The organism is Pollutimonas subterranea (assembly GCF_002849655.1).
Classification (GTDB): domain Bacteria; phylum Pseudomonadota; class Gammaproteobacteria; order Burkholderiales; family Burkholderiaceae_B; genus Pollutimonas; species Pollutimonas subterranea.
Genome location: NZ_PDNW01000010.1, coordinates 20,937 through 43,484, shown reverse-complemented (window position 1 = coordinate 43,484; position 22,548 = coordinate 20,937). Strand labels below are relative to the sequence as shown.

Below are 22,548 nucleotides of genomic sequence, written 5' to 3'. Positions count from 1 at the left end.
CGCCCCACGGGATATGCCTATTCGCACTTTGTCTCGACTTTCGGGGATTTATACCACTGGGGATAAAACTCTTTTGCAATCGGACCATCCAGCCTGAGGGCATGACAACCCTCGAGCTGAAATGGACGCTTCTCCTGCTTGCCCGGCGCCAATTGCTCTTGGCGCCGCTTATTGGCCATGGTTTGAATCGCGACCGTCGGCAAAAGATAAGAGAGTTCCGTCATGTGGCTGCAGCCTGCTGTTCTGCCAAAGCGGTCTTTGACCGTCTGGCGAAAGTTGCGCAGCAGATTCATGCCCACGAGAGAGCGGTAATCAGGCGCGATGGCGCTGCAGTTCTCGTTGTACGGGGCTGCGTCATAATCGGCGACAGCATCCGTGATCAGGAACTGGTCGTCGATCGTGACGCGAAGATGCATGTGATGAATAGGGTCACCGGCGCGGTGTATTGACGCGCCGTCCCTAAGTGGGAAGTCGTAAGCCTTGGTGTCGATGAGCTCGGCTTCGAGATCCCACTGGCCGTCTTCCCGGGCAAACGAACTCACGCGTATGGAACGCGTATGCAAAGGTTCGCGGGCAATGTTAGAAAGAGGTAGGGGCATCTACAAAAAACGTATATAGCGATAAACCCTCTAAGTATAGCGCAGTGCCTGGGCGGCACCGACCATCCTGACCAGCGCCGCCTCAGTTTCAGCCCACCCGCGGGTTTTCAAGCCGCAATCGGGGTTGACCCATAAACGCTGCGGATGCAATCGCTGCGCCGCCTTTTGCATGAGTGCAACCATCCATTCGGTATCAGGCACGTTAGGCGAGTGAATATCGTAAACGCCCGGCCCTATGTCGTTGGGGTACTGGAAGTCTTCAAATGCCGCCAGCAACTCCATATTGGAGCGCGAGGTCTCAATGGTAATGACATCCGCGTCCATTGCAGCAATGGCTTGAATAATGTCATTGAACTCCGAATAACACATATGAGTATGTATTTGCGTTTCGTCCTTGACCCCGACGGTCGACAGACGGAAGCAATCGACCGCCCATTCCAGATAGCGTGACCAGTCGGCCCGGCGCAGCGGCAAACCTTCGCGAAATGCAGGCTCGTCGATCTGGATGACGGCAATACCCGCGTTCTCCAGGTCCACCACCTCTTGGCGCAGGGCTAGCGCCAGTTGGCGGCAGGTGGTTTCCCGCGGCTGGTCATCGCGTACAAACGACCATTGCAGTATGGTCACCGGCCCGGTCAACATCCCTTTTACCGGTTTTTCAGTCAGTGACTGCGCATAGGCCGACCAAGCCACCGTCATGGGAGCCGGCCGTGCAACATCGCCAAAGATAATGGGAGGCTTGACGCAGCGCGAGCCGTAGCTCTGGACCCACCCATTCTGCGTAAAAGCGAAACCGCCCAGCAATTCGCCGAAGTATTCCACCATATCGTTGCGCTCGGCCTCGCCATGCACCAGCACATCCAGACCTATCCGTTCCTGGAACCGTATGACGTGCTCGATTTCCTTGCGCATGGCCGCCTGATAGGCCGAGTCGCTCAATGCACCGCTCTTCCAGTCCCGGCGCGACACCCGGATTTCAGGGGTTTGGGGAAATGAGCCTATCGTCGTGGTCGGATAGGCGGGCAGGCCCAGCTTTTCCTGCTGTCGGAGAATACGCTGGGCAAAAGGCGCCCGATTACGATCCAGGTCGGCGGACGCCACCAAGTCTTTTTGGGTAACCTTATTATGGATGCGGCCCGAGTCTTTCCTGCCCTGCAAGGCAAGGCGCTGGCGTTGCAACGCAGTTTGCGAGGTAGAAGACGGAATCGTGGATAAGGAATCGGCCAACCAGGCCAGCTCGTCCAGCTTTTGGGTGGCGAAAGACAGCCAGCCACGCAATTCGGCATCGAGCTCATGCTCCGCATCAAGATCCACCGGCACGTGCAGCAAGGAGCACGAGGGCGCCAGCCACAAACGATCGCCCCGACGAACGGCAAGTGTTTCGACCAGCGCGCGCGCCTTGTCCAAATCGGTACGCCATACATTCCGGCCATCGATCAAGCCCAGCGACAATACTTGCTCGTCGCTCACCACAGCCAGGACGTCATCGAGCTGGTCCGGAGCGCGCACCAGATCGATGTGGACTCCCTGTACCGGCAAACCGTTCAAGACCTCGACGTTCTCATGCAGATGCTCAAAATAAGTCGCCAGCAATATCGGGATACCGGCTTGCGCCAGTTGCTTGTAGACCACCTTGAATGCGCTTTGCCATGCCGGCGGCAGATCCAGCCCAAGAATGGGCTCGTCGATCTGCACCCATTCAACACCCAACTCCTTTATTTGCTGCAGCACTTGCTGGTAGACGGGCAGCAGATTGTCCAGCAGGTCGAGCTTGGCAGGATCGGTCGCGCCTTGGGAAAATGCGTCACCCTTGCCCAGCCACAACCAAGTCAAGGGACCTGGAATTACAGGCTTCACGCGATGCCCAAGCGCCTGCGCCTCTTCAATCTGATCGAACAAGTAACGGCGGGCAATGCGGTAGGACTGGTTCGGCACCAATTCGGGCACGAGGTAATGGTAGTTGGTGTCGAACCATTTGGTCATTTCGCAGGCGGCGGCCGGCGTGCCCGTGGGCGCGCGTCCGCGGCCCATCCTGAAAAGTGTGTCCAGCGCCACCGGTTCACGGTCGGACTGGGCGAAACGTGCGGGCACGGCACCCAGCAATGTAGTCCATTCCAGGACATGGTCATACCAGGCAAAATCGCCGACAGGCACAAAGTCCAGTCCCGCTGCTGCCTGCAGCTTCCAGTGGCGCGCACGCAACTCCCGCCCGGTGTCCTCAAGATCCTGCGCCGATTGCGCCCCAGACCAGTACGCCTCAAGTGCACGTTTAAGCTCGCGCTGAACGCCAATTCGAGGAAATCCTAAATTATGAGTGATGGTCATGTTAATTCTTTGTAAGATGAATAATTAATCAGCTCGTCCATTGTGCCTTTACAATGGAATGAATCAAAATCAAATACACCATGCATAACATGAGTAAAACTCTCGCTAAGGCATACAGCCATGCTCCTTGAAATCCGCCACATGGAAACACTCAGTGCCATCCGGGACGCGGGTAGCTTGCAGGAAGCGGCCGATCGTCTTCATGTCACCCAATCCGCCCTTTCGCACCAACTTCGCGACCTGGAGGTACGGCTGAAAACCCCGCTGCTGAACCGACGCACCCGCCCGGCCCGACTCACTACCGCGGCACTGCGTATCCTTGCCTTGGCCGATGAAGTACTGCCCCGTGTGAAGGCTACCGAGCGCGAACTTCAACGCCTGGCTGCCGGGCGTACAGGCCGGCTCCACCTGGCCATCGATTGCCACTCGTGTTTTCAATGGCTCATGCCCGCCCTTGATGCCTTCCGGCAAGACTGGCCTGATGTCGCGCTGGACCTGTCCGCGGCGTTTTCGTTTGCTCCGCTGCCGGCGTTGCTGCGCGGAGACCTGGATGTCGTCATTACTTCCGATCCGCAGGAAAGCGAGGCCGTCGAGTACGTACCGCTATTTCGTTATGAATTGGTATTGGCGGTCGCAACGGGCAATCCCTTGTCGCACCATAAACACATAGAAGCGGAACAACTCGCGGAGCAGGTCCTGATCACCTATCCTGTGGAACGTCAGCGCCTTGACGTGTTTACTGTGTTTCTTGATCCTGCCGGCGTGGAGCCGGCCGCGATCCGCAAGGCCGAACTTACCCCGGTCATCGTCCAGCTGGTAGCCAGTCAGCGAGGCGTGGCTGCCCTTCCCAACTGGGCTCTCACCGAATACGCGTCACAACCATGGCTACACGTATGCCATCTGGGGGAAAAAGGGGTCTGGCGAACCTTGTATGCGGCACTGCGCAGCGAGGATATGCAGGCCGACTATCTTCAGGCCTTCCTGGCCCAGGCGCGCGAGACGTGCTTCAAGACATTGACCGGAATAAAAGCCGTGCGCTGACTTTATGCAGGGCGGACCCTAGTTGGGCCGCGGGCTGGGTGACGATATGACTTTACTGGTCGGGCAGGTCGCCCAGGATTCGACGCAGGCATTCCGGAGAAAAGCCGCGCGACGCAAGAAAGCGGAACTGCCTGGCGTATGCCTTGGCATCTTCGGGAGCGTGCCCGAATTTTTTTTCCCAGACTGTACGGGCGCGGTCGACTTCGGTGTGGCGTAATTGCTGTTGAAGTTCTGAGATGGTTTCATCGGCCAGGCCATGCTGGCGAAGTTCCTGGACGATAAGGCTGGCGCCTTTGGTATGTGCCCGCCTATGTACCAGGTTTTGCGCAAAACGCTGATTCGATAGCCAGTTTTCGCGTTCCAGGTCGTTCAACAAGCCATCGAGTTCTTCGGCGCTGTCTGCATGTGGAGCGAGTTTGCGCTGCAATTCAAGGCGTGAATTCTCGCGCCTTGAAAGCATGGCAATGGCACGCGCCTTCAGGCTTGGCCCCTTTTTCTTGGGCTTGCCGCCTTCGGGATCCCCTGGGGACAAAGTTTCGAAGTCGTCGTCGGAGCGCATGACCGGTCTTGACGATTAGTCGATGGGATCTTCTTCGGGAGCAAGCGGCGGCACGTTTTTACTGATGGTGGAGGCCGCCTGCGCAACGACGCCGGACTGCTCACGTACCCGGTTCTCGATCTCGAACGCCATATCGGGGTGCTCTTTCAGGTATTCCCGGACGTTATCCTTGCCCTGCCCTATACGTGTTCCGCTATAGCTGAACCAGGCGCCGGCCTTGTCGACAATACCAGCCTGCACGCCAAGATCGATGATTTCACCTTCACGAGAAATACCTGCGCCGTACATGATGTCGAATTCGGCCTGCTTGAATGGCGGTGCGACCTTGTTCTTGACCACTTTGACACGGGTTTCATTGCCAACGACCTCGTCGCCTTTCTTGATGGCGCCGATGCGTCGGATATCGAGTCGAACCGACGCGTAAAATTTGAGCGCATTACCGCCGGTAGTCGTTTCAGGATTACCGAACATGACACCGATTTTCATGCGGATCTGATTAATAAAGATAACCATGCAATTTGCGCGCTTGATGTTGGCAGTCAACTTGCGCAAGGCCTGGCTCATGAGACGGGCCTGCAAACCAGGCAGGGAGTCGCCCATATCGCCTTCGATTTCGGCCTTGGGCACCAGTGCGGCGACCGAGTCGATGACGATGAGATCGACCGAGCCCGAACGCACGAGCGCATCGGTAATTTCAAGAGCCTGTTCACCGGTATCGGGCTGGGAAATGAGCAGATCGTTTAGGTTTACGCCCAGCTTGGAGGCGTATTGGACGTCAAGAGCGTGCTCGGCATCGATAAACGCGCACGTGCCGCCAATTTTTTGCATTTCGGCGATAACTTGCAGTGTAAGGGTCGTTTTACCCGAGGATTCCGGACCGTAGACTTCGATGACGCGGCCGCGTGGCAAGCCGCCGACGCCTAAAGCGATATCCAGGCCAAGGGAGCCCGTGGAGCAAACCAGGATATCGTGTTCTACCTTGTCGTCGCCGTAGCGCATTACCGAACCCTTGCCGAATTGCTTTTCGATTTGGGATAAGGCGGCAGAGAGTGCTTTGGCGCGCTCGGTCGCGGCTTTGCTGTTTTTGTCGTCCATGTAGGATCCTTGACTTGAAGCGAATGATTAAAAGCGCAGTAACGCGGCAATTGAAGCGATAGGAATTATTGCATCAAATTGTACTGTATAAATAAACAGATATCCAGTTTGCCCTAGTGCAATTCCATGCCGCCAGTGGGCAACGGCCCGTGCCAGCGTAGGCCAAGCCCGTCAGTCCGCAGGACCGCCGCCGGACATGCCCATTTTAATCGCCGGCGACGCCAGTACTCTTGCCCATGGACTTTCCCGTTCACCCGGCTCCGGCGTCGGATGTAGCGCCGACACGGTCCCGGCGGAGCACGCCGGGAGAGGCTGCGTGGCCTTGCCTGCCATTTCAGCGCAACGTCAGGCTGGACAATTAGAATGTCATTTATGGATGGAACGTGGCGGCTTGCTATCAGGCGTCTGATCCCCCGGTTTGATAGTGCTGCACCACACCCTTCCTCACCGCCATTGCACGCCCCGCGAGTTTTAATAGTGCAATGGCGTGTGCCCCTCATGGCTCGATGCTCCGGCACTTCGGGCCATTTTTTTGTCCTCCTTTCGCTGTGGCGACGCGATAACTTTGCGCGCCTACGCCGGACCTGTCCTGCAATTGGGCTTACAATCGTCGATCTTTATCTCTGGCCAACGCTTGCAGTACGGGCGTACTCAAGGCGCCAACAACTCAAGAAGACATCAAAACATGTGGTTCAAGAATCTCAGGATATTTCGTCTGGCTCCCTCATGGTCGTGCACCGCGGATTCGCTGGAAGCGGCCATTGAGAAACAGGCCTTCAAACCTGGCGGTAGCCAGGAAATGCAAAGTTTGGGATGGGTACCGCCTTGCGAGAACAGTGGGCTCGTGCATGAAGTGAACGGACAATTTTTGCTCAGCCTGCGCGCCGACAAGAAGCTGCTGCCATCCACCGTCATCAACCAGGTGGCAAAGGCCAAGGCTCAGGATATCGAAGAGCAACAGGGATTCAAGCCCGGCCGCAAGCAGATGAAAGACATCAAGGAGCAAGTAACGGTCGAACTGCTTCCTAAGGCGTTCAGCATCTACCGTGATACGCGTGTCTGGATGGATACCCGCAATCATTGGCTGGTTATCGATGCGGCGGCTGCGGCAAAAAGCGACGAGGTGCTTGGCATGCTGGCCAAAGCCATCGAATCATTCCCGATCGCTCCGCTTTTTGTGGAACAGTCACCTGCCGCGGCAATGACGAACTGGCTGATTACCGATGAACCACCGTCCGGATTCAGCATCGATCAGGACACCGAGCTCAAGTCCACCAATGAAAATGGGTCTGCCATTCGCTATGTGCGCCAAAGCATCGAAATCGACGATGTACGCAAGCATGTCCAGGCTGGCAAGCAGTGCTCGCGCCTGGCCTTGACCTGGGCCGACCGGGTGTCATTCACGATGACCGAAGGCCTGGATATCAAGCGAGTCAATCCCCTGGATGTCTTGAAGGAAGGCCAGGATGGTTCGGCTCACAACGATGCCGAACAGTTCGATTCCGACTTCACCTTGATGACCGGCGAACTATCGCGCCTGATCGCCGAACTGGTCGAAGCGCTGGGCGGCGAACGAAAATAGGCGTAATACAGGCCGAAAAAGTATCCAGGCTGCTGTTGCCAGGCCTGGATACCGTTCCCACTACGACTTAATCCATATCGTGCAGGATGCTATCGTCGGGTCCGATATGCGATGGTGGGCTCCAGGTGACGTCGCGCAGCGAATGCTGCACCAATCCCTCGACACCCAAAAGCACCGCGAAAATGGCCATGCGAACCGGTATGCCATTGTCGGTCTGCCTGAAAATGGCCAGTCGCGTATCGTGGTTCAAGTCCACGCTGAGGTCATGGGCACCTTCGCGGCTATCCCGGGGCAACGGATGCATGACGATGACATCAGGGCCGCAGCACTTGTCAATGATGGCCTTGTTCACCTGGAAGTCAGGCGTGTATCCCTCGAGCTCTTCCGCCGCAAAGCGTTCTTTCTGCACCCGGGTTGCGTAAATGACGTCAGCGCCCACCAGCCCCTCTTCCAAAGAACTGCTTTGAATGATGGTGTGCCCGTGCTTGCCCGTTTCTTCCAGAATGTACTCGGGCATCTCGAGGCCGTGCGGGGCAATAAGCGTAAATTTCAGCCCACGATACAGCGCCAGGAGCTTGATCAGCGAGTGCACGGTACGACCATATTTCAGATCTCCGACCAGTGCTATATGCGCGCCATCCAGTAATTTTCCCAAGCGCGAAAACTCAGTCAGAATCGTGTACAAATCCAGCAAAGCCTGGCTGGGATGCTCACCCGGCCCATCGCCGCCATTGACCACTGGAATATTGGTCGCCTGTGCGAATTCGGCCACCGAACCCTTTTCCGGATGGCGTATGACCATGGCATCGACGTAGCCGCTCATGACGCGGCTCGTGTCGTATATGGATTCACCCTTGGCCATGGAAGAAAAAGTGAATCCGGTCGTGTCGCACACCGACCCGCCCAGCCGGCAGAACGCGGCGCCGAAACTCACCCTGGTACGAGTACTGGCTTCAAAGAACAAGTTGCCCAGGACCGCGCCTTCCAGCACACGAGACACTTTTTGACGCCGCGCAATCGGCTGCATCTGGTCGGCAATGCGGAACAAATCTTCGACAGACTCGCGGGTGAACTGATCCACGGACAACAGCTGGTGTTTGCCGTGATAAGCGATGCGATCGCGCAGGGGTCCTGACTGTGCGCTTTGCGCATACTTTTGCAGCAAGCCTTCGTTCTGGACAATCTCGGTCACGAAGCGGGACACGACTTCGGGCATGGTTCGGAATTCTTGCGACCCTTCCGGCAGCAGCCACGTATCAAGCGCCCTGCGCTTGACACCGATGCGTGCGGCGAAGACGTCGCGGGTGAGGTTCAAGCGGCGCATCGCGTCGCGAAGAAATACCTGCTGCGAAACAGTCATGACAGTATCCTGGATTTATATACGCAAAGCGTATATTTTATTTAGACGCTATTATGTTGACGAGTATTTATTGGCCCTTCGCGCCAAAATACAACAGTTATGTACGCAAGTGTGGGGGTCGTAGTCACGGGACAAACCGGACAGCCCTTTGCCCTACGTCATGGAGAAGCTCTTGTTCTTCGGCGGACTGATCAAACGATTCACCGTAGCCGTCCTGCATGGACGAGGTCTGTTCGGCGTTCTGGTATGCCAAATGGCCAAGCCCGAGGGTGATCCAGCATCCGCAAACAAAGGCGAACAGGCTTAACGCATAGGCGATCATCGTGCATGACAAGGGTAACCAGTGCGTTCGACGCGCACGCCCCGACACCAGCTGATTAAGCAAGCTTGCCAAAGCGGGATAAGTCCATAGCAGCCCCAGCGCCGACAAGACCATGCCAGCCAGAAAAGCAGCCATAGGCAGGCGCAGCCACTGCGGTGCGAGATCGACCTGGATGATGTCCAGGCCGAAGGCAAGGATTACCACCACGCCCATGCCGTTTATCCACGCCAGAAACTTGAAGCCGAGTGCAAGCGAGGATTTCAGGGCGGAAACGGTAGGCGATGGGTTATTCGGAATGCTGGTCATTGATTACCACCGGAACGGGCCGCAACATAGAAAAAAACGGCACCGCCATGGGTGCCGTGTATTCAAGCAAGAGCTGCACGCCAAAACATTGAGCGCACGGCCGACGGTTATTGCGTACCGGTGCTGCCCGGAGTACCGCCGGCTGGCATCGATGAACCGCCGGTACTGCCTGCTCCGCTAGTGCTGCTTCCGGCGCCATTGTCAGGTTGACCTGCAATCGCGCGGGCTGCTGCCGTCGCATTATCTTCGGTGCCAACCGCGAATACAAGTTTCCCCGATGTGACAGGAGTGGAGTATCCGGGAGCGGCCATCATCGTGCGGCCCACTACCAATGCGAGGCGCTTGTTAGGATTCTGCGTCGTAATGTCCGCGACTTTCTTTTTCCCTGCTTCGTTCAGCTCCAGCGCCAGCAGGCCCTCGCCTTGCTTGTTCGTACCGGCTTGGATGCCGGTCAGATCGGCACGCGTGATCACAGGCTGGGGATTCACGTAAAGCGCTCCCGATTGCAGGTTCACGGGAGTCCATCCGGTTTGCTGCGTGGTATCGGCCAGAAATACAGCAACCGGAGCACCCTGTTGCTGCGCTTGTGTCGTGGTTTCAGGCTGCGGCGTGGTGACGCCTGGGGTCTGAGCGGCGGTCTCCACTGACTTGTCGGTGGGTACGGATTGGCAGGCAGCCAGGAATACCAGACTGGCGGGTGCAATAAAGCGGCCGAGCGTACGAACAGTGTTCATGAAACTTCCCCCAACAGATTATTCGATAGAGCGAAAGTTTAACAGCTGGTGCAGCAAAATTAAGTCAATGCCCATCAATATGTGAGTAGCGGTATCGCCGCCACCCGCGAGGACTTATCGGGACTCCAGCCTTACCTCGTCCAGAACCGTGCCATCTTCATCAAGCAATTGGATACGGTGGCGTCCCGGTCGTGGCGTCCACGCTACTTCTCTTCCGTAGCCCAGCACTTCGCTGCCAAGTCGCCACGTGAGACCATCCGGACGATCCGTCTTGCCCGCCTTGAGCAAAACCCGTTGCTTGTCTATCGGTATATCCGGATCCAAGGCCAGTATGGTGCCGGATACCGGTGAAAGGATGCGCGGCCGGCTGTGTTCCTGGACATCGCTGTGTTCGGCGAGCGCGACATGCCTCATTGCCGAATCGCCGATGAAAAAATCTTGCCTGCTTGGTTCCATATCGTCCTGGAAATCCACCATCGCCGACGCAACGCCCGATGGCATGGGCGGCTGGGCACTTTGTTCCGAGCGATGAAGATGGCTCATGATGTCATGCCATATCGGTCCGGCACCAGAAACTCCGGATACGTCCTGCATGCTGCCTCCACCACTATTGCCAACCCACACGCCCACGGTGTAGCGCTGCGACCAGCCCACGCACCAGTTGTCCCGCATATCCTTGCTGGTCCCCGTCTTTACCGCTGTCCAGAAAAGCGTCGACAAAGGACTGTCAAGACCGAAGGTACGGGCGCGAGCTTGCCGATCGGACAATATATTGCCCACTATCCATGCCGCCGCAGGCGACATGATTTGTTGCCACTTGGGCGTCGCGCGGCGGTCCGCGAAATACTGCGGTACTGAATACCTGCCGCTGTTCGCGAGCACACGGTAGGCGTTGGTCAAGGACAGCAACGTTACGTCCGCGCTACCCAAAGCCAGGCTATAGCCGTAAAAATCACCGCTTTGATCCAGTGGCAGGCCCAGTTGGACGAGGCGGCGGGCAAACCCGTCCGGTGTCACCATGAGCAAGACCCGTACGGCCGGAATATTCAGCGAAGACGCCAGCGCGGTGCGCACACTTACCCATCCCGAAAAGCGCTTATCGTAATTCTGCGGGATATACAGCCCATTTCCGGTCGGAAGATTCAAAGGTCTGTCGTCAAGCAAAGACACCGCGGTCAGGCGCTCTTCTTCCAAAGCCTGCGCATACAGGAATGGCTTCAGCGCCGAACCCGCCTGGCGCAAGGCGCGCGCATGGTCCACCTGCGCCGCCGTCGAGCGTTCGCCCGACGAACCTACATAGGCCAGCACCTGCCCTGTCTCGTTATCCATGACGACCACGGCGGCATCACGCACATTTTCCATGCCCAGCGCCTTGAGCCTGCTGCCTACGCGTTGCAAGGCGAAGCGCTGCAAGGACGCGTCAAGCGATGTCGGCAATGCCTGTCCCGGCACCGGCGCGGCTTCAAGCTGCCCGACGGCCAGGCGCGCAAAGTGCGGAGCCAGGCTTGGGGTATCGACCCGTGGCGCTGAGCGCCGCTTCAACACCTGATAGAGAAAGTCGTCCAGGCCCTGGCACTCGTCGGCCATGCCCATATCGGCAAGCAAGGCGCAGCTCCTTTGCCGCAATACCGGCAGTGAGGCATTGGGACCGCGCAGCAGCACGGCGGCGATCGCCGCCTCGCGGCCATTCAAGCCACTGGGATGCTTCTGGAACAATACGCGCGCCAACGCATCCACGCCGATCAGCTCACCGCGGAATGCCGCCAGGTTCAAATACGCCTCCAATATCTGCGGCTTGGTCCAACTTTCCTCCATCACCAACGCCTGCCGGGCCTGATCGATTTTCTGGCCAATACCGCGGCCATTGGGGCCGCGACGATACTCGTGGTCTATGAAACCCAGCAGTTGCATGGTGAGTGTCGATGCGCCCCGGTGTTGCTGGTGAAACACATTGCCCCACCCTGCCGCCACAATCGCCCTCCAGTCCACACCTTCGTGCGTATAGAAACGCTGATCCTCGGATTGAATGACGGCCCGTTGCAAGGCCACGGAGATATCGCCGAGCGAAATCCAGTCACCCCGCCTGCCTTGGAAGTCCGTGCGCACCCGCTCCAGCAACTGCTCAGTTCGATCCAGCACCAGGACATCCGAGGCCTGATAGCGGTCTTTCACCTTCTGATAGGCGGGCAAGGGAGCGGCCACCGATGCAACTGCCCAGCACATCAATAAAAGGAAGAGCAACCATCTGCCCCGCTCGCCGGCGCGAAGCAGGACGCTGCTGCGGCAACAAAGCCTGCGCACGGACATAGGCATCAGTCCATCTCTGCGGGCCGTACAACGACCGGCTTCCGATTAGGCAACTCACCGAATACGTCGGGCTGATACATAGCCTCTATCCGCGTCGGCGGCAACTGGAATTGTCCGACCGTGTTCAAGCGCACGGTGTACTCGATGGAAGTGGCACCGGCCGGCAAGTATTCGTAGTAGGCCCGATACGACTCAAAACTGCGCTCTACAAAACTGGGTCCACGCCAGCCCGTGTCTGCTTCAGCTTGCGTGGCAATGGTGGAATCGCGTCCAAGACCGCTGCCCAGTATCGTGGCCCCCGCTGGCAACGGATCCGTCAGAACTGCCCAAGTCGTGGGGGCCCTGGCCTTGATATCCAGCGTCACGCGATACACATCGCCCCGCGACCAAATGCCGGGTATCGCTTGTGATACCGGCTTGATGCGACGGGCAACGTCATAGCCCGACATCACGGCTTGAGTCGCTGGCACCGCAGCCTGCGAACGGATTGTTGCCCAGGGAGTGCCTTGTCCTTGTTGTGTGAGGATGAGTGTATCGGCCTTCGTAGAAGGCCACGGTTGCCAGAATTCGTGCGCCTGCACCTTCGACGCCGGCGTGCTCCCAGCCCACTGGAATGTCTGCACTTCGCCGCCGGAAGCCAGGCTTACCTGCACGTGTCCCTCGACCGGTGTACGCTCGTAATGCCTGGCGAACTTTTGAAGCGCGAGCGTGCCCAGCAGGTTGGCCGTCGTCGTTTGCCATGCGCCTTTGGCCTGCAGGCTCAACAAGCCTCGCGCCAGTTGCGGCATCTCCGCGTCCCAAGCGGGTTGCCCGGCACCGGTCAGGATCAGCTTGGCTAGATTGGTTTCGGCGCTGACCATCAGCCACCACCAATTGCTCTGCTCATCTTCGGCAAAGACGGACGTTGTTCCACGGACCGAAAGGCGCGCCCGGATGATATCCCCAACTTGATCCAGCCTGGCTGATTGCTGCGCAATACCCGGGACACGTTGCAATATCGCCATCCAGTCGATCAGCGCCGAGGTGGGCCAGCCATTTGGGTCGATGGCAATGCTGTCCAGCATGCGTGGCTTGGCCAGCCCGTAGCGAGACAACGCCTCCAACGCGGCCAGCTTGCGCACATCCAGATCATTGCGCGGCGCCCAACGGCGTCGGACCAGCTTGCCTTGCACGAATGCCAGAAGACCACGTGCCATGGCTTGGCGGCTCGCTTCAGGCAAGGCGTACGGTAGGCCCAGGCTCTGCGCCTCGTGGGCGGCCACCAACAGATACGCAGTGAGCACTTCGTTGCCGGCGTGCCCGCCAGGAAAATACGCCACAAGGCCATCGTCGTCCAGATAGTCCGGCAAGCGATGCATGATGTCACGCCACGCCGAGACGTCGTTCATCCCGATTGCTCTTGAACTCTGCTGCTCCAGGCAGGTATACGGATAATCCGCAAACCATTCCTGGACTCCGGGCAATGGACCCGCCAGGCTGGACTGGACCTGCACCTGCAAGCCACCTCGGGGCATTCCGTTGCGATCCGTCTGCGCGCCCTTCGGCACCGACACGGGCAAACTGACGGCGGGCTGCTCTGACACCAGCCGCAATAGCGTTGCCTGCCGCGTCTTGACGGGAACGACAGGGATCAATGCCTGCCTGAATGCCAGCGCATCGGCCGCGCCGCCGGATTGCTCGCGTGCTTCGAACCTCCAGTCCAGAACACCCTGCTGATTCAAGGCATTGGATTCCGGCGCCTGGACATTCCAAGTCACGGTAGACGCAGCGCCCGGCGCCAGTTCAATCGCTTGCGATGCAAGCCTTTCCGCCGGCACACCCGTACCGGCATAAGCGGCCGAGACGTCCAGGCGCATTGAGCGTTGCGTAGAGTTGCGTACTGTCGCCATCGCCTGGTAGTTGTCACCCTCGCGGATCACGGCTGGCAAGCCGGAAATTATCTGCAGATCCTGGCTGCTGGCGATACTGGTACTGCCCGTGCCGAAACGCTCGGCCCCATAGTCGGCAATAGCAACAAGCTTGAACCGCGTAATCGAATCATTAAGCGGAACCGTGACCTGCGCCCGGCCCTGAGCGTCAAGCTGAACATCGGACTGCCACAACAACAGGGTATCGAGCAACTCGCGTGTGGGGCTGGCGCCCCCACCGCCACCTGCCGGTAATGCCTTGCGCCCATAATGTCGGCGGCCCACGATTTCAGACTGCGCTGTCGCCGTTTCCACCCCATAGCTGCGGAACTGGCGCATTGCCGACAGCAGATCCCAGCTGTCATTGGATGCGAGCTCCAGCAAGGCCTGGTCCACCGCCGCAAATGCAACAGTGCCATGGGCGGCAGGCTTGCCATCTGGAAGGGTCACCTCAATCGCGACCTTGGCCTTTTCGCGAAGCTGGTAGCGTTGCTTGTCGGCGCTTACCTTTACCTGCACTTGGTCCCGGCTGTCGGACACGCGTATCTCCGTCAAGCCGAAACGAAACGAAGGCTTGGCCAGATCGATAAAGGCCGTGGGTGTGGGCGCGGGCTCACCGGCTCGCATGAAGGCCTTGTACCAGGATCCGGGTTGCTGCCAGCCCCAGGTGAAAAACGACTGCCATGGCACATCGTGCAAGCGTCCGCGCAGGGCAAGCACCGATACGTAGACATTAGGACCCCATTCCGCCTCGACAGGAATTCTTATGGTCGGATCATTGCCTTCCAGCCTGACGACCTGTGTTTGCAACACGCCTTCACGTTCCACCGCCACCAGTGCCGTGGCATGCCGAAACGGCATGCGGACCTGGAACTGCGCCGTCTCACCAGGCGCCCAACTTTTCCTGGCCGGAATGATATCGATACGGTCATCGTTATCGCCACCAAACCATAAGTCATCGGCACCGGTTACCCAAATAGTGGTTGCGGCACGCGACTCAAGGCCTGTCGCGTCCTTTACCGTGGCAATCAATTGAATGGAACCACCCTCGTTCAACTGTATTGCGCAGTCCAGCCGCCCCTGGGCGTTCGTTTTTCCTTCGCACACCGTGCCCAGTTGCCGGACTTCCACGCGATTGTCATAGCTATAAAAGCCGCCCACCATCCGCTTGCGGGTGGAATACGTGTTCCGCGCCACGGCCCTGACCGTCATCGCTATATCCGCTTGCGGCTTGCCGGATGGCGTGAGCGCCACGCTGCTAACCTGAGTCGGCTTACCCGCCTGTACCCAATTGCCGGCGCGTATGCCGGCCTGCACTGCCGCCGGCCAGACCGGGACCGACTGCGCCAACGTCTGGATCTCGCCATTCGGGTCTGCAAAAGTCGCTTCGAGCACCATGGTCTGCGCTTGAGTCACCGACGGCAACGACGCAATCTCCAGCCTGCCGCCACCGTGCGCATCCAGCACCATGGCCTGCTTATCCAGAAACAGCGATTGCTCCGCTGCCGACTGTTCGTTTGCGTGGTCCTCATCCATTTCTTCGGGCGCACTGAAGGAATAGTCGTCGTAATTGGGGAAATCGACCACCCTATCCTTGAGGACACCTGAGATATGCAGCGGCAATTTGCCTGCGGGGCCACCGGACACATACGAAAGCTGCACATCGGCGGAAAGCGTCTTTGGGGCAATCACTATGTCCGACGCTGCACCATTGCTGATTTTCAGTTGTCCTGTCAGTAGGGGAAGCTTGAATTCCTCGACACGAAACCGGCTGCTGCCATACCAACTGCTGTCAGGGTCTGTCAGCCGTGCCGCATAAACGCCCAGTTCCGCCGTTTTCGGAATAGCTAAAGTGCTTGTGGCGAAAAGACCGCCCGAAGCTGTCTGCTGCCACGACAATGTCTGAGTGTATTGCCGTCCCGTACCTTCATGCTCGACGATCAGCTTATCCGGCAGGCTTGCGGTGGGTAACGCCAAGCCGTCGCGCGTCTGCGTCCGGATAAAGTGCTTCATGGATACTGTTTCGCCGGCACGCAACAAGGTACGATCGAAAACAGTATGCGTGACAACAGTAGGCTTGGGGCTGGTATCGGTCGGAACATTGAAGCGCCAGGATTCTATCCCTTCATTCCAGTCCGAAAAGACAAAGGAAAAGTCCGCTGCGCCATGTGCCATGGGGTGATCCGCCGCGATCCTTGCCGATACATAGGTGCCGCCCAAGCCCGTATCGTCGCAATAGCGCGGTGCATCCAACGCTTGCCGATGATGCCAGATGCCGTTTGCGTCGGTCATGCCTTGCGCCAGCACCTTACCGGAACAGTCCAGCACGGTAATGGCCGCCTCGGGCACGACTTGCCCATCATCCAGCGTCGTAACCCAGGCCAGCATATCGTCGCGGCCCGTTTTGACATGGACCCCCAGGTTGGTGATGAGGGCAGCCGTGCGCACATACATCGGACCTTCGGACTCCAGCAATGACTGCCCCAACCTTGCCGATTCCACCTCCAGCACATGGAAGCCCGGCGGGTCTATCGGTATTCCTATCACTTCAAAAGGACGCGGGTTCCCGGCATTGACTCCCGGCAACACCAGTTTCCTCGCATCGCGCTGATTTTTCAGCGCAGAAAAACCGCGAGTATCCACGCGTGGCCGGTCCTCCGAGCGCGGGGGGCGGTCGGCCATGATATCGACCAGCTGACTGGCCGTCCAGCGGCCCTCATCCAGCCGGCGCACCCGGGCATACCAGCGCAGGACTTCCAAATCGTCCTTGGGCGTATAGTCGCTGACCTTGCCGGCGGAGACCGCCAGATCCTTGGTGCCAAGGGACGATTCGACGTTGCGTAAAGTCAGCGGCACACTGGCGCCCGACACATCACCTTGGGTGCCCGGCGCATTGGTAAAACGCTCCACGATGCCAAACGGCGCTGCGGAAAACTTGACCAGCGGCGGAAATGCCGCCGTCCGTATCGCCAGGGGAAACTGATCGGCATTGAGCAACGCCCGCCCGGCATCATCCTTCAGGCCATCCGGGACATACAAGGTCAGCGAAGCAAGTTCCGGAAAAGGTCCATCGAAGCTTACGTGCGACAAGCCACCCTGGTAGGAATCATTGTCGGAAATGGCCGGCAGCCACTCTTGCGTTGCACTCTTCAAGCGCATCTTGCCGGCATCGGCGCGTGCAATCGGCGCCGAAAAACTCACACTCAACGCCGACACCGGCGTGCAAGGCATGCTGGAATTCTCGCGCTGGCAAGTGAATGTAGCCTTGAACGCCGGCCGAACCTTATAGCCGAATACCTTCGCCGCGGAACTTGCCATCACGGGGCGATTCCCCGCGATAGTGGCAACACCGGCCCCTATACTGAGCCGGACCCGCGCTTCGGCGGGCAAACGGCGCTTGCATTGCAACAACTGCACCGCTGCCGTGTCCATGGACGCTTCGCGTCCAGAGTAAACGACGTCCAATATCGAGGTACGCGCATCGCCATCTACCAAGCGTGTCCGCACCGCCTCGCCCAGACCATCGACAAGGCAGCGCGCATGGGCCAGCAGAGAGTCGGCGTCGACGTCGCCATTAAAGCGCAAGACAAACACCTGATCTTCCGCAATAGTGTTGCCATAAGGTTGCGTCTCTACAATGGCGGGCCCGCCCGTCTGGAAACGGTAACTGGTTTTCCCGGCCACCGACTCATTCGTCAAGGTACGGAATTCCGGCCGGACCGCCACCGTGCAACTGACTCCCGGGGCCAGCGTCGAGTCGAATACGTAGGCCCACCGCCGGGCATCCAGCCAACGGCCCTGTCCTTGAACTTCGGGGTCATTGCACACCACATCAACCGGAGCCGGCGCCTGGGCGTCCCCAAAAGCGGAAACGTCAGCATCAAAAGCAATCTTCACGCTCTCGATCTTGGCTACCGTGCCTTGCGGCGTGAACTGGCTGATCTTCGCCGCCCACGCCGGCGTCACGCACAAGGCCCATGCCAACACTGCCGCTTTAATCCGCTTCACTAAGCCTCTCCGCCCAATTTTTCGGCCACGATACCACCGTTGAACCTCCAAGTCAGCCTAAGCGGAACAGCCGGCGTACAAGGACATGGCCCACTAGGCAAGCAACTGCCGTTTGTGCAATAATTGCGGGCTTATCGATTGACAGTCTGAAATAAAAAACAGAACGTTTGACCGATACGCCCCTCTAGCTCATGCTTGGTTAGAGCAGCGGACTCATAATCCGTTGGTGCGGTGTTCGACTCACCGGGGGGGCACCAGTATTCATGCGGGTTTCCAAGGAATTGGAAGCCCGTTTTTTCTTTTGGAAAGTGGCATCGGCTATTGGGATAGTCGCTGCCAATGGGCGGACTCGAGCGAGCCGACAAATCCATGACAGAACAGCAATTCGATACGCTGGCCGACATCCTCGGCCTGGACACTCCCGACCGCGTTGCCGCGCACGATGTAATTTTTGACGGCATAGAGGCGACCGCCTCGGCTGCCGCCATTGCCGACAAGCTACATAAAACCGACGCAGCAATCCGATGCGCCTATGTGATTCACGGTCCCATGGAGTTCCGCATTACGGTTGGTCACCGCGATACGCATCGGCCGCCAGGAGCAACATCCATCGCCATAGGCGACACGGCTCATCTGGTTGCGCACTCTACTGAGGGATTGATATCGGTACGGGTCACCGCCCTGCCTGCATCGCGAGTGGATTATTACAGTGGTGTAATCACAGGTTATCCGGTAAAGGATAGCCGCTACCAAATCGGCAACGGCGTCAGATTCAGCGAAGACCAAGTTATGGTGGAAGAGCCAAGGGCCGCGTCAAGGTGGCGCCCACGGTACTAATTGCCTTCGCATCGTACAGCTTCTCAGTCTTAGCGACTTAGTCTAAACAGGCTATGGGTTTGTAGGAAATGGACGGGTATCGTTGCCGAATGTATCACACCCGTTCGGGTCGGATGTAGATTTGCGCGAGACTCTACACCTGCCATCGGAAGCCGCAGCCTGTCTGTTTTCTGAACCACCAAGGTATCGAGACGCGACGTATGATTTTCCCATTTTCTCGCTATTTTCGATCCGCAAAGATAATGACATCGCAAGCAGACGAGGCGGCGGGTGAATGAGGCCATAAAGGACATGCTCGACCGCGCGAAAAAGGAGCTTTCAGCGCGCAACAATGACACTATCGCCGAGCAGTTCATTGTGGCCGAGAACAACGTCGATAGATTTCTTCACGCAATTGAAAGCCGGACGATCAACTTCCCAAACAGTCAGCAGCTCGCATGGTCATGCTTAACAATCTTGGTCGTTACCGGCGAGCTCACGCGGGTCGATACTGAGCTGCTGGCCCGCCTGTATGCGCCGTCGGTGTCTGTATCGATGTTCCACATTGCATCGACGGGAACGACTTACTTCCCGGTTGTCCGCGCACGATTGCGACTGATCCCCGAAACCAATATTATGCCACCCATAAAGGACTTAATGCACTTGAGTCGCGTGGTATTAAAAAGCAGTGACGGCAACGCTGCCTAGTCTGAACACGGGATGGCCCTCTGGTATTTACGGGCATATCGTGAGCCTATGAAACCTGTATCTCGCCTCCGGCTTTGCATGCCATGCGAGCAACTCCTCGACGCTGAGTTACCTAAACAGCCACATTCTTCAATGAGGTTGACGAAGGTTGTGGCGCCTAAAAGCTATATGGGCCAGTTGCAGAGGCACTATAGCTGCCAGACCTGCGGAGCCGTATGGCAACGGCGCACCCGGAACAACGGATCAGACATAGGCTTTAATATTCAGGAGCGAAGCGCTATCGGATGAACGAGTCGAGTTGCAGCCTACCAACCTCAGAACAGTAGTTACGACACAGACACGACCCCTAGGCAATCACCTTCAGTTAAAATGCAGCGGCGCAAGCGGAAACCGTGGCTTTGCACGAGGTGAACGTCATCTCAACACCAAGTAACAACCGGGACGGGCCGGCTCTTAATGGGGGCCTATGAAGGCTCTTCCACCGGGAATTACCGTGTTTTATCTATCCCCAATCAAACGGCGCGTTATCTACGTCACGCTGTTCGAGATCCTTGCAGTCCTATTTGCAACCACCATATTGATGGTCCTCAGCGGCGGAAACGCTCAAGGATCACTGCCCATAGCAATTGCTGTTTCGGCGTTGGCCGTTGTATGGAACTATATCTATAACACTCTCTTCGAATCATGGGAGAAACGAAGCGGAGTCGTGGCCCGCACCGTTAAAGTCCGTTGCATTCATGCAGTCGGTTTTGAAGGTGGATTGCTCGCCGTCACATTGCCACTTTACATGGTTTGGTACGACATAGGAGTGTATAAAGCATTCACGATGGTCGCCGCCCTTCTCGTGTTTTTCCTGATCTATACGTTTATTTTTACGCTGCTTTTTGACACAGTTTTTCAGCTGCCTAACAGAGGCGAGCCTCAACGTACTTAGGACCTTCATCACGTTGAGTGTTGGTGCGCCGCCACGTCCAAGTCATTTAGATGGCGGTTCACCTTCACCTCAAATACAATCCGTCACGTTTTTTTATTTTTCGTTAATCAACAAGGAAATAAAGCAATGAAAATGTGGCGCTTTTTAGCGGCTGCCGCCGTATCGTACGCGCCGACACTTGCGGTCGCGGCAAACGTCGACTTTGTCAATCAATCGGCTTGGGAAATCCACGAAGTGTATTTCTCTCCGGCTAGCCAGGCCAATTGGGGCGACGACTATCTCGACACTGACGTTCTGGAAAAAGGCGACTCGCTGACACTGAGCGACGTCGAGGCGGGTACATGGGATGTGATGATTGTTGATGAGGACGGCGATAAGTGCGTGCTTGAGGACGTGGTAATCTCCGGCTCCGACCGATGGGTCATTAGCGATAAGGATCTGCTGGCCTGCCAAGCTGCCAGCTGATTGCTCTCAGCCCGCTTAAGAGGATCGGCTTCTGCCAGTCCTCTTCCACTATTCGCATTACGCTCGCCGCAGACAAACTTATCCCCACAAACTGTGGACAAGTCCATGGACAACCTGAGGGTATGCCGCAAAACCCCAATGTTTACGTGGCCGCGTGACCAATGAGCAAGAAATGGCATACCAGCAATCCAGCCTGGAGCAACAACGGCATAGGAGTAGCCGCCAAATGGCGGGTGTGTAAGTGACCGATGGCCTGCTAACGTCAAGAGTCCTAATAGCAGGAGGTCCAAATGGCTTACTTCGAAGATCTCGCAGCCATAGAAAACCCCGGAAAGGAACATATCGTAGAGTTTCTGACGCAAGCCGAGGCGTTTCTCAATGGGGTGGTCGGATTCGATATAGAGGGCGTCGACCTGCACAAGGACCCGCCACCGCTTTTTACTCCAGCGCTTCAGGAGCTAGCGCGAACAGTTCTTGAAAAAGAGATCGCTGCATCCTTCAACGACCTAAGGTCAGTGGTGGGCGGGATGCCCGGCGAGCACCGGGAGTTCGTCGCGCACGGGCTTATCGGGACGCCGCAACACTTTGCGCTCAAGGTACTGGGCGACCTTGAAAAAGCCAGGTCAACATTCCGAAGGGCATGGAGATGGATCAGGAAAATGCTGATCCTGCTCGACGCTGTCCTCAAATCAATCGTCGATGCCGCCAAGTCGGTAGTCGGTTTCGGCGTTGGCGCTGCAGTCCTGGAATATAAAGACGCGCTGATCTCCATGACCTAAGGCCCAGGATCGGCTCCCATAGTGATTGGCGCCATCCGAAGCGTTGTCTTAAATGCGCCGCCGGAATAGCGTTGGGAATAGCAATTGCTTGAGATGATGACCACTGGCAACTGAATAGGAGCTTCATCATGGCCGACCACATTAACGAACCGCCTGATCCAAACATTCCCCAACCGAATCCGGCTGACATACCGCAGCCTGATCAGGATGAGGTGGAACTGCCGCCCAGAGAGGATCAGCCCCCCATTAAAGAGGTCGGCGACTTCCACGCCGCACCATAGCTGGCTCATCCGGGCAATCCTGCCGGACGTTCTGCGGAAACTCGGGCACGTCGCTTGCTCTTTCCAACACAGGTGCATCACGACCGCACATTAACCCTTTAAGGAGGCTCTATGGATTTGGATCGAATCGAAGGCGCTGGACATGAAGTCAAAGGCGCTGTCAAGGAAGCCGCAGGTAAGGTGACCGGCAACAAGAAAGACGAGGTGAAAGGCAAAGTGGAAAAGAACGTCGGCACTGCTCAACGCGAAGCGGGCGAAGTCAAAGATGACATTCGCGATATGTCGAAAAAATAGCTTTCTCCAAGTATTACCCTCACCCCTCTTCGGAGGGCTTTTTCGTTAAGGCGCATCCATATTCATATTTGGCATACGCATCTGGTAGGCCCCATTCGCTTATTTCAAAGCGGAGACCAGGCACAT

The 22,548-nt window shown here is 57.5% G+C and carries 18 protein-coding genes and 1 tRNA gene; 10 read left to right on the top strand and 9 right to left on the bottom strand.

Annotated features, from left to right (window positions below):
• Positions 1 to 17: 17 nt before the first annotated feature.
• Both CR159_RS12605 and metE read right to left on the bottom strand, forming a co-directional pair.
• Positions 18 to 599, bottom strand: coding sequence for a DUF2889 domain-containing protein (locus tag CR159_RS12605; protein ID WP_102074312.1), 582 nt, complete (start codon positions 597 to 599; stop codon positions 18 to 20).
• 30 nt (positions 600 to 629) lie between these two features.
• Positions 630 to 2,924 carry a 5-methyltetrahydropteroyltriglutamate--homocysteine S-methyltransferase gene (gene metE, locus CR159_RS12600; RefSeq protein ID WP_102074311.1) on the bottom strand — a complete coding sequence of 765 codons (2,295 nt, stop codon included), beginning with the start codon at positions 2,922 to 2,924 and terminating at the stop codon, positions 630 to 632.
• A 120-nt stretch (positions 2,925 to 3,044) separates the two neighbouring features.
• Here metE and CR159_RS12595 point away from each other — a divergent pair, with 120 nt between their 5' ends.
• The gene (locus CR159_RS12595) at positions 3,045 to 3,965 is read left to right on the top strand and encodes a LysR family transcriptional regulator (protein ID WP_102074310.1); all 921 of its coding nucleotides are present in this window, start codon (positions 3,045 to 3,047) and stop codon (positions 3,963 to 3,965) included.
• A 52-nt stretch (positions 3,966 to 4,017) separates the two neighbouring features.
• On the opposite strand, the gene recX is transcribed toward CR159_RS12595, so the two are convergent.
• A complete protein-coding gene (gene recX, locus CR159_RS12590) occupies positions 4,018 to 4,524 on the bottom strand; it encodes a recombination regulator RecX (RefSeq protein WP_102074309.1) in 507 nt (168 codons plus the stop codon).
• A gap of 15 nt (positions 4,525 to 4,539) precedes the next feature.
• A complete protein-coding gene (gene recA, locus CR159_RS12585) occupies positions 4,540 to 5,619 on the bottom strand; it encodes a recombinase RecA (protein ID WP_102074308.1) in 1,080 nt (359 codons plus the stop codon).
• Positions 5,620 to 6,304: 685 nt separating this feature from the next.
• Here recA and CR159_RS12580 point away from each other — a divergent pair.
• Positions 6,305 to 7,201: a recombination-associated protein RdgC gene (locus tag CR159_RS12580; protein WP_102074307.1), complete on the top strand. Its 897-nt coding sequence runs from the start codon at positions 6,305 to 6,307 to the stop codon at positions 7,199 to 7,201.
• Positions 7,202 to 7,268: 67 nt separating this feature from the next.
• On the opposite strand, the gene CR159_RS12575 is transcribed toward CR159_RS12580, so the two are convergent.
• The 5 genes from CR159_RS12575 to CR159_RS12555 all read right to left on the bottom strand — a co-directional run bounded on the left by CR159_RS12575 (position 7,269) and on the right by CR159_RS12555 (position 18,145).
• Positions 7,269 to 8,561 carry an aspartate carbamoyltransferase gene (locus tag CR159_RS12575; protein ID WP_102074306.1) on the bottom strand — a complete coding sequence of 431 codons (1,293 nt, stop codon included), beginning with the start codon at positions 8,559 to 8,561 and terminating at the stop codon, positions 7,269 to 7,271.
• Between the two features lie 124 nt (positions 8,562 to 8,685).
• Entirely contained in the window at positions 8,686 to 9,189 is a 504-nt protein-coding gene (locus tag CR159_RS12570; RefSeq protein WP_102074305.1) for an MFS transporter, read from the bottom strand.
• Between the two features lie 107 nt (positions 9,190 to 9,296).
• A complete protein-coding gene (locus tag CR159_RS12565; RefSeq protein WP_233208300.1) occupies positions 9,297 to 9,923 on the bottom strand; it encodes a SecDF P1 head subdomain-containing protein in 627 nt (208 codons plus the stop codon).
• Between the two features lie 114 nt (positions 9,924 to 10,037).
• Positions 10,038 to 12,230 (bottom strand): penicillin-binding protein 1C, encoded by a 2,193-nt coding sequence (pbpC, locus tag CR159_RS12560; protein ID WP_233208299.1) that lies wholly within the window; start codon positions 12,228 to 12,230, stop codon positions 10,038 to 10,040.
• Between the two features lie 5 nt (positions 12,231 to 12,235).
• Positions 12,236 to 18,145: an alpha-2-macroglobulin family protein gene (locus CR159_RS12555; protein ID WP_233208298.1), complete on the bottom strand. Its 5,910-nt coding sequence runs from the start codon at positions 18,143 to 18,145 to the stop codon at positions 12,236 to 12,238.
• Positions 18,146 to 18,323: 178 nt separating this feature from the next.
• Between CR159_RS12555 and CR159_RS12550 the strand changes: the two genes are divergently transcribed.
• The 8 genes from CR159_RS12550 (at position 18,324) to CR159_RS12520 (ending at position 22,422) form a co-directional block, all read left to right on the top strand.
• Positions 18,324 to 18,402: transfer RNA gene (locus CR159_RS12550), tRNA-Ile, on the top strand.
• 112 nt (positions 18,403 to 18,514) lie between these two features.
• Positions 18,515 to 18,982 carry an alpha/beta hydrolase gene (locus CR159_RS12545; RefSeq protein ID WP_143705461.1) on the top strand — a complete coding sequence of 156 codons (468 nt, stop codon included), beginning with the start codon at positions 18,515 to 18,517 and terminating at the stop codon, positions 18,980 to 18,982.
• 270 nt (positions 18,983 to 19,252) lie between these two features.
• Entirely contained in the window at positions 19,253 to 19,669 is a 417-nt protein-coding gene (locus tag CR159_RS12540; RefSeq protein WP_102074302.1) for a hypothetical protein, read from the top strand.
• A gap of 493 nt (positions 19,670 to 20,162) precedes the next feature.
• Positions 20,163 to 20,603 carry a PACE efflux transporter gene (locus CR159_RS12535; RefSeq protein WP_233208297.1) on the top strand — a complete coding sequence of 147 codons (441 nt, stop codon included), beginning with the start codon at positions 20,163 to 20,165 and terminating at the stop codon, positions 20,601 to 20,603.
• 126 nt (positions 20,604 to 20,729) lie between these two features.
• Positions 20,730 to 21,068, top strand: a complete 339-nt coding sequence (locus CR159_RS12530) for a hypothetical protein (protein ID WP_102074300.1) — start codon at positions 20,730 to 20,732, stop codon at positions 21,066 to 21,068.
• Positions 21,069 to 21,358: 290 nt separating this feature from the next.
• A complete protein-coding gene (locus tag CR159_RS12525; RefSeq protein ID WP_102074299.1) occupies positions 21,359 to 21,847 on the top strand; it encodes a hypothetical protein in 489 nt (162 codons plus the stop codon).
• A 128-nt stretch (positions 21,848 to 21,975) separates the two neighbouring features.
• Complete coding sequence (locus tag CR159_RS21685) at positions 21,976 to 22,128, top strand: hypothetical protein (RefSeq protein WP_199173314.1); 153 nt, start codon at positions 21,976 to 21,978, stop codon at positions 22,126 to 22,128.
• Between the two features lie 111 nt (positions 22,129 to 22,239).
• Entirely contained in the window at positions 22,240 to 22,422 is a 183-nt protein-coding gene (locus CR159_RS12520) for a CsbD family protein (protein ID WP_102074298.1), read from the top strand.
• The last annotated feature ends 126 nt before the right edge of the window (positions 22,423 to 22,548 follow it).

Excerpts from the sequence above, each read along its gene's own strand:
- CR159_RS12605 (WP_102074312.1), bottom strand. The coding sequence starts at position 599 with ATGCCCCTACCTCTTTCTAACATTGCCCGCGAACCTTTGCATACGCGT.
- metE (WP_102074311.1), bottom strand. The coding sequence starts at position 2,924 with ATGACCATCACTCATAATTTAGGATTTCCTCGAATTGGCGTTCAGCGC.
- CR159_RS12595 (WP_102074310.1), top strand. The coding sequence starts at position 3,045 with ATGCTCCTTGAAATCCGCCACATGGAAACACTCAGTGCCATCCGGGAC.
- recX (WP_102074309.1), bottom strand. The coding sequence starts at position 4,524 with ATGCGCTCCGACGACGACTTCGAAACTTTGTCCCCAGGGGATCCCGAA.
- recA (WP_102074308.1), bottom strand. The coding sequence starts at position 5,619 with ATGGACGACAAAAACAGCAAAGCCGCGACCGAGCGCGCCAAAGCACTC.
- CR159_RS12580 (WP_102074307.1), top strand. The coding sequence starts at position 6,305 with ATGTGGTTCAAGAATCTCAGGATATTTCGTCTGGCTCCCTCATGGTCG.
- CR159_RS12575 (WP_102074306.1), bottom strand. The coding sequence starts at position 8,561 with ATGACTGTTTCGCAGCAGGTATTTCTTCGCGACGCGATGCGCCGCTTG.
- CR159_RS12570 (WP_102074305.1), bottom strand. The coding sequence starts at position 9,189 with ATGACCAGCATTCCGAATAACCCATCGCCTACCGTTTCCGCCCTGAAA.
- CR159_RS12565 (WP_233208300.1), bottom strand. The coding sequence starts at position 9,923 with ATGAACACTGTTCGTACGCTCGGCCGCTTTATTGCACCCGCCAGTCTG.
- pbpC (WP_233208299.1), bottom strand. The coding sequence starts at position 12,230 with ATGTCCGTGCGCAGGCTTTGTTGCCGCAGCAGCGTCCTGCTTCGCGCC.
- CR159_RS12545 (WP_143705461.1), top strand. The coding sequence starts at position 18,515 with ATGACAGAACAGCAATTCGATACGCTGGCCGACATCCTCGGCCTGGAC.
- CR159_RS12530 (WP_102074300.1), top strand. The coding sequence starts at position 20,730 with ATGAAAATGTGGCGCTTTTTAGCGGCTGCCGCCGTATCGTACGCGCCG.
- CR159_RS12525 (WP_102074299.1), top strand. The coding sequence starts at position 21,359 with ATGGCTTACTTCGAAGATCTCGCAGCCATAGAAAACCCCGGAAAGGAA.
- CR159_RS21685 (WP_199173314.1), top strand. The coding sequence starts at position 21,976 with ATGGCCGACCACATTAACGAACCGCCTGATCCAAACATTCCCCAACCG.
- CR159_RS12520 (WP_102074298.1), top strand. The coding sequence starts at position 22,240 with ATGGATTTGGATCGAATCGAAGGCGCTGGACATGAAGTCAAAGGCGCT.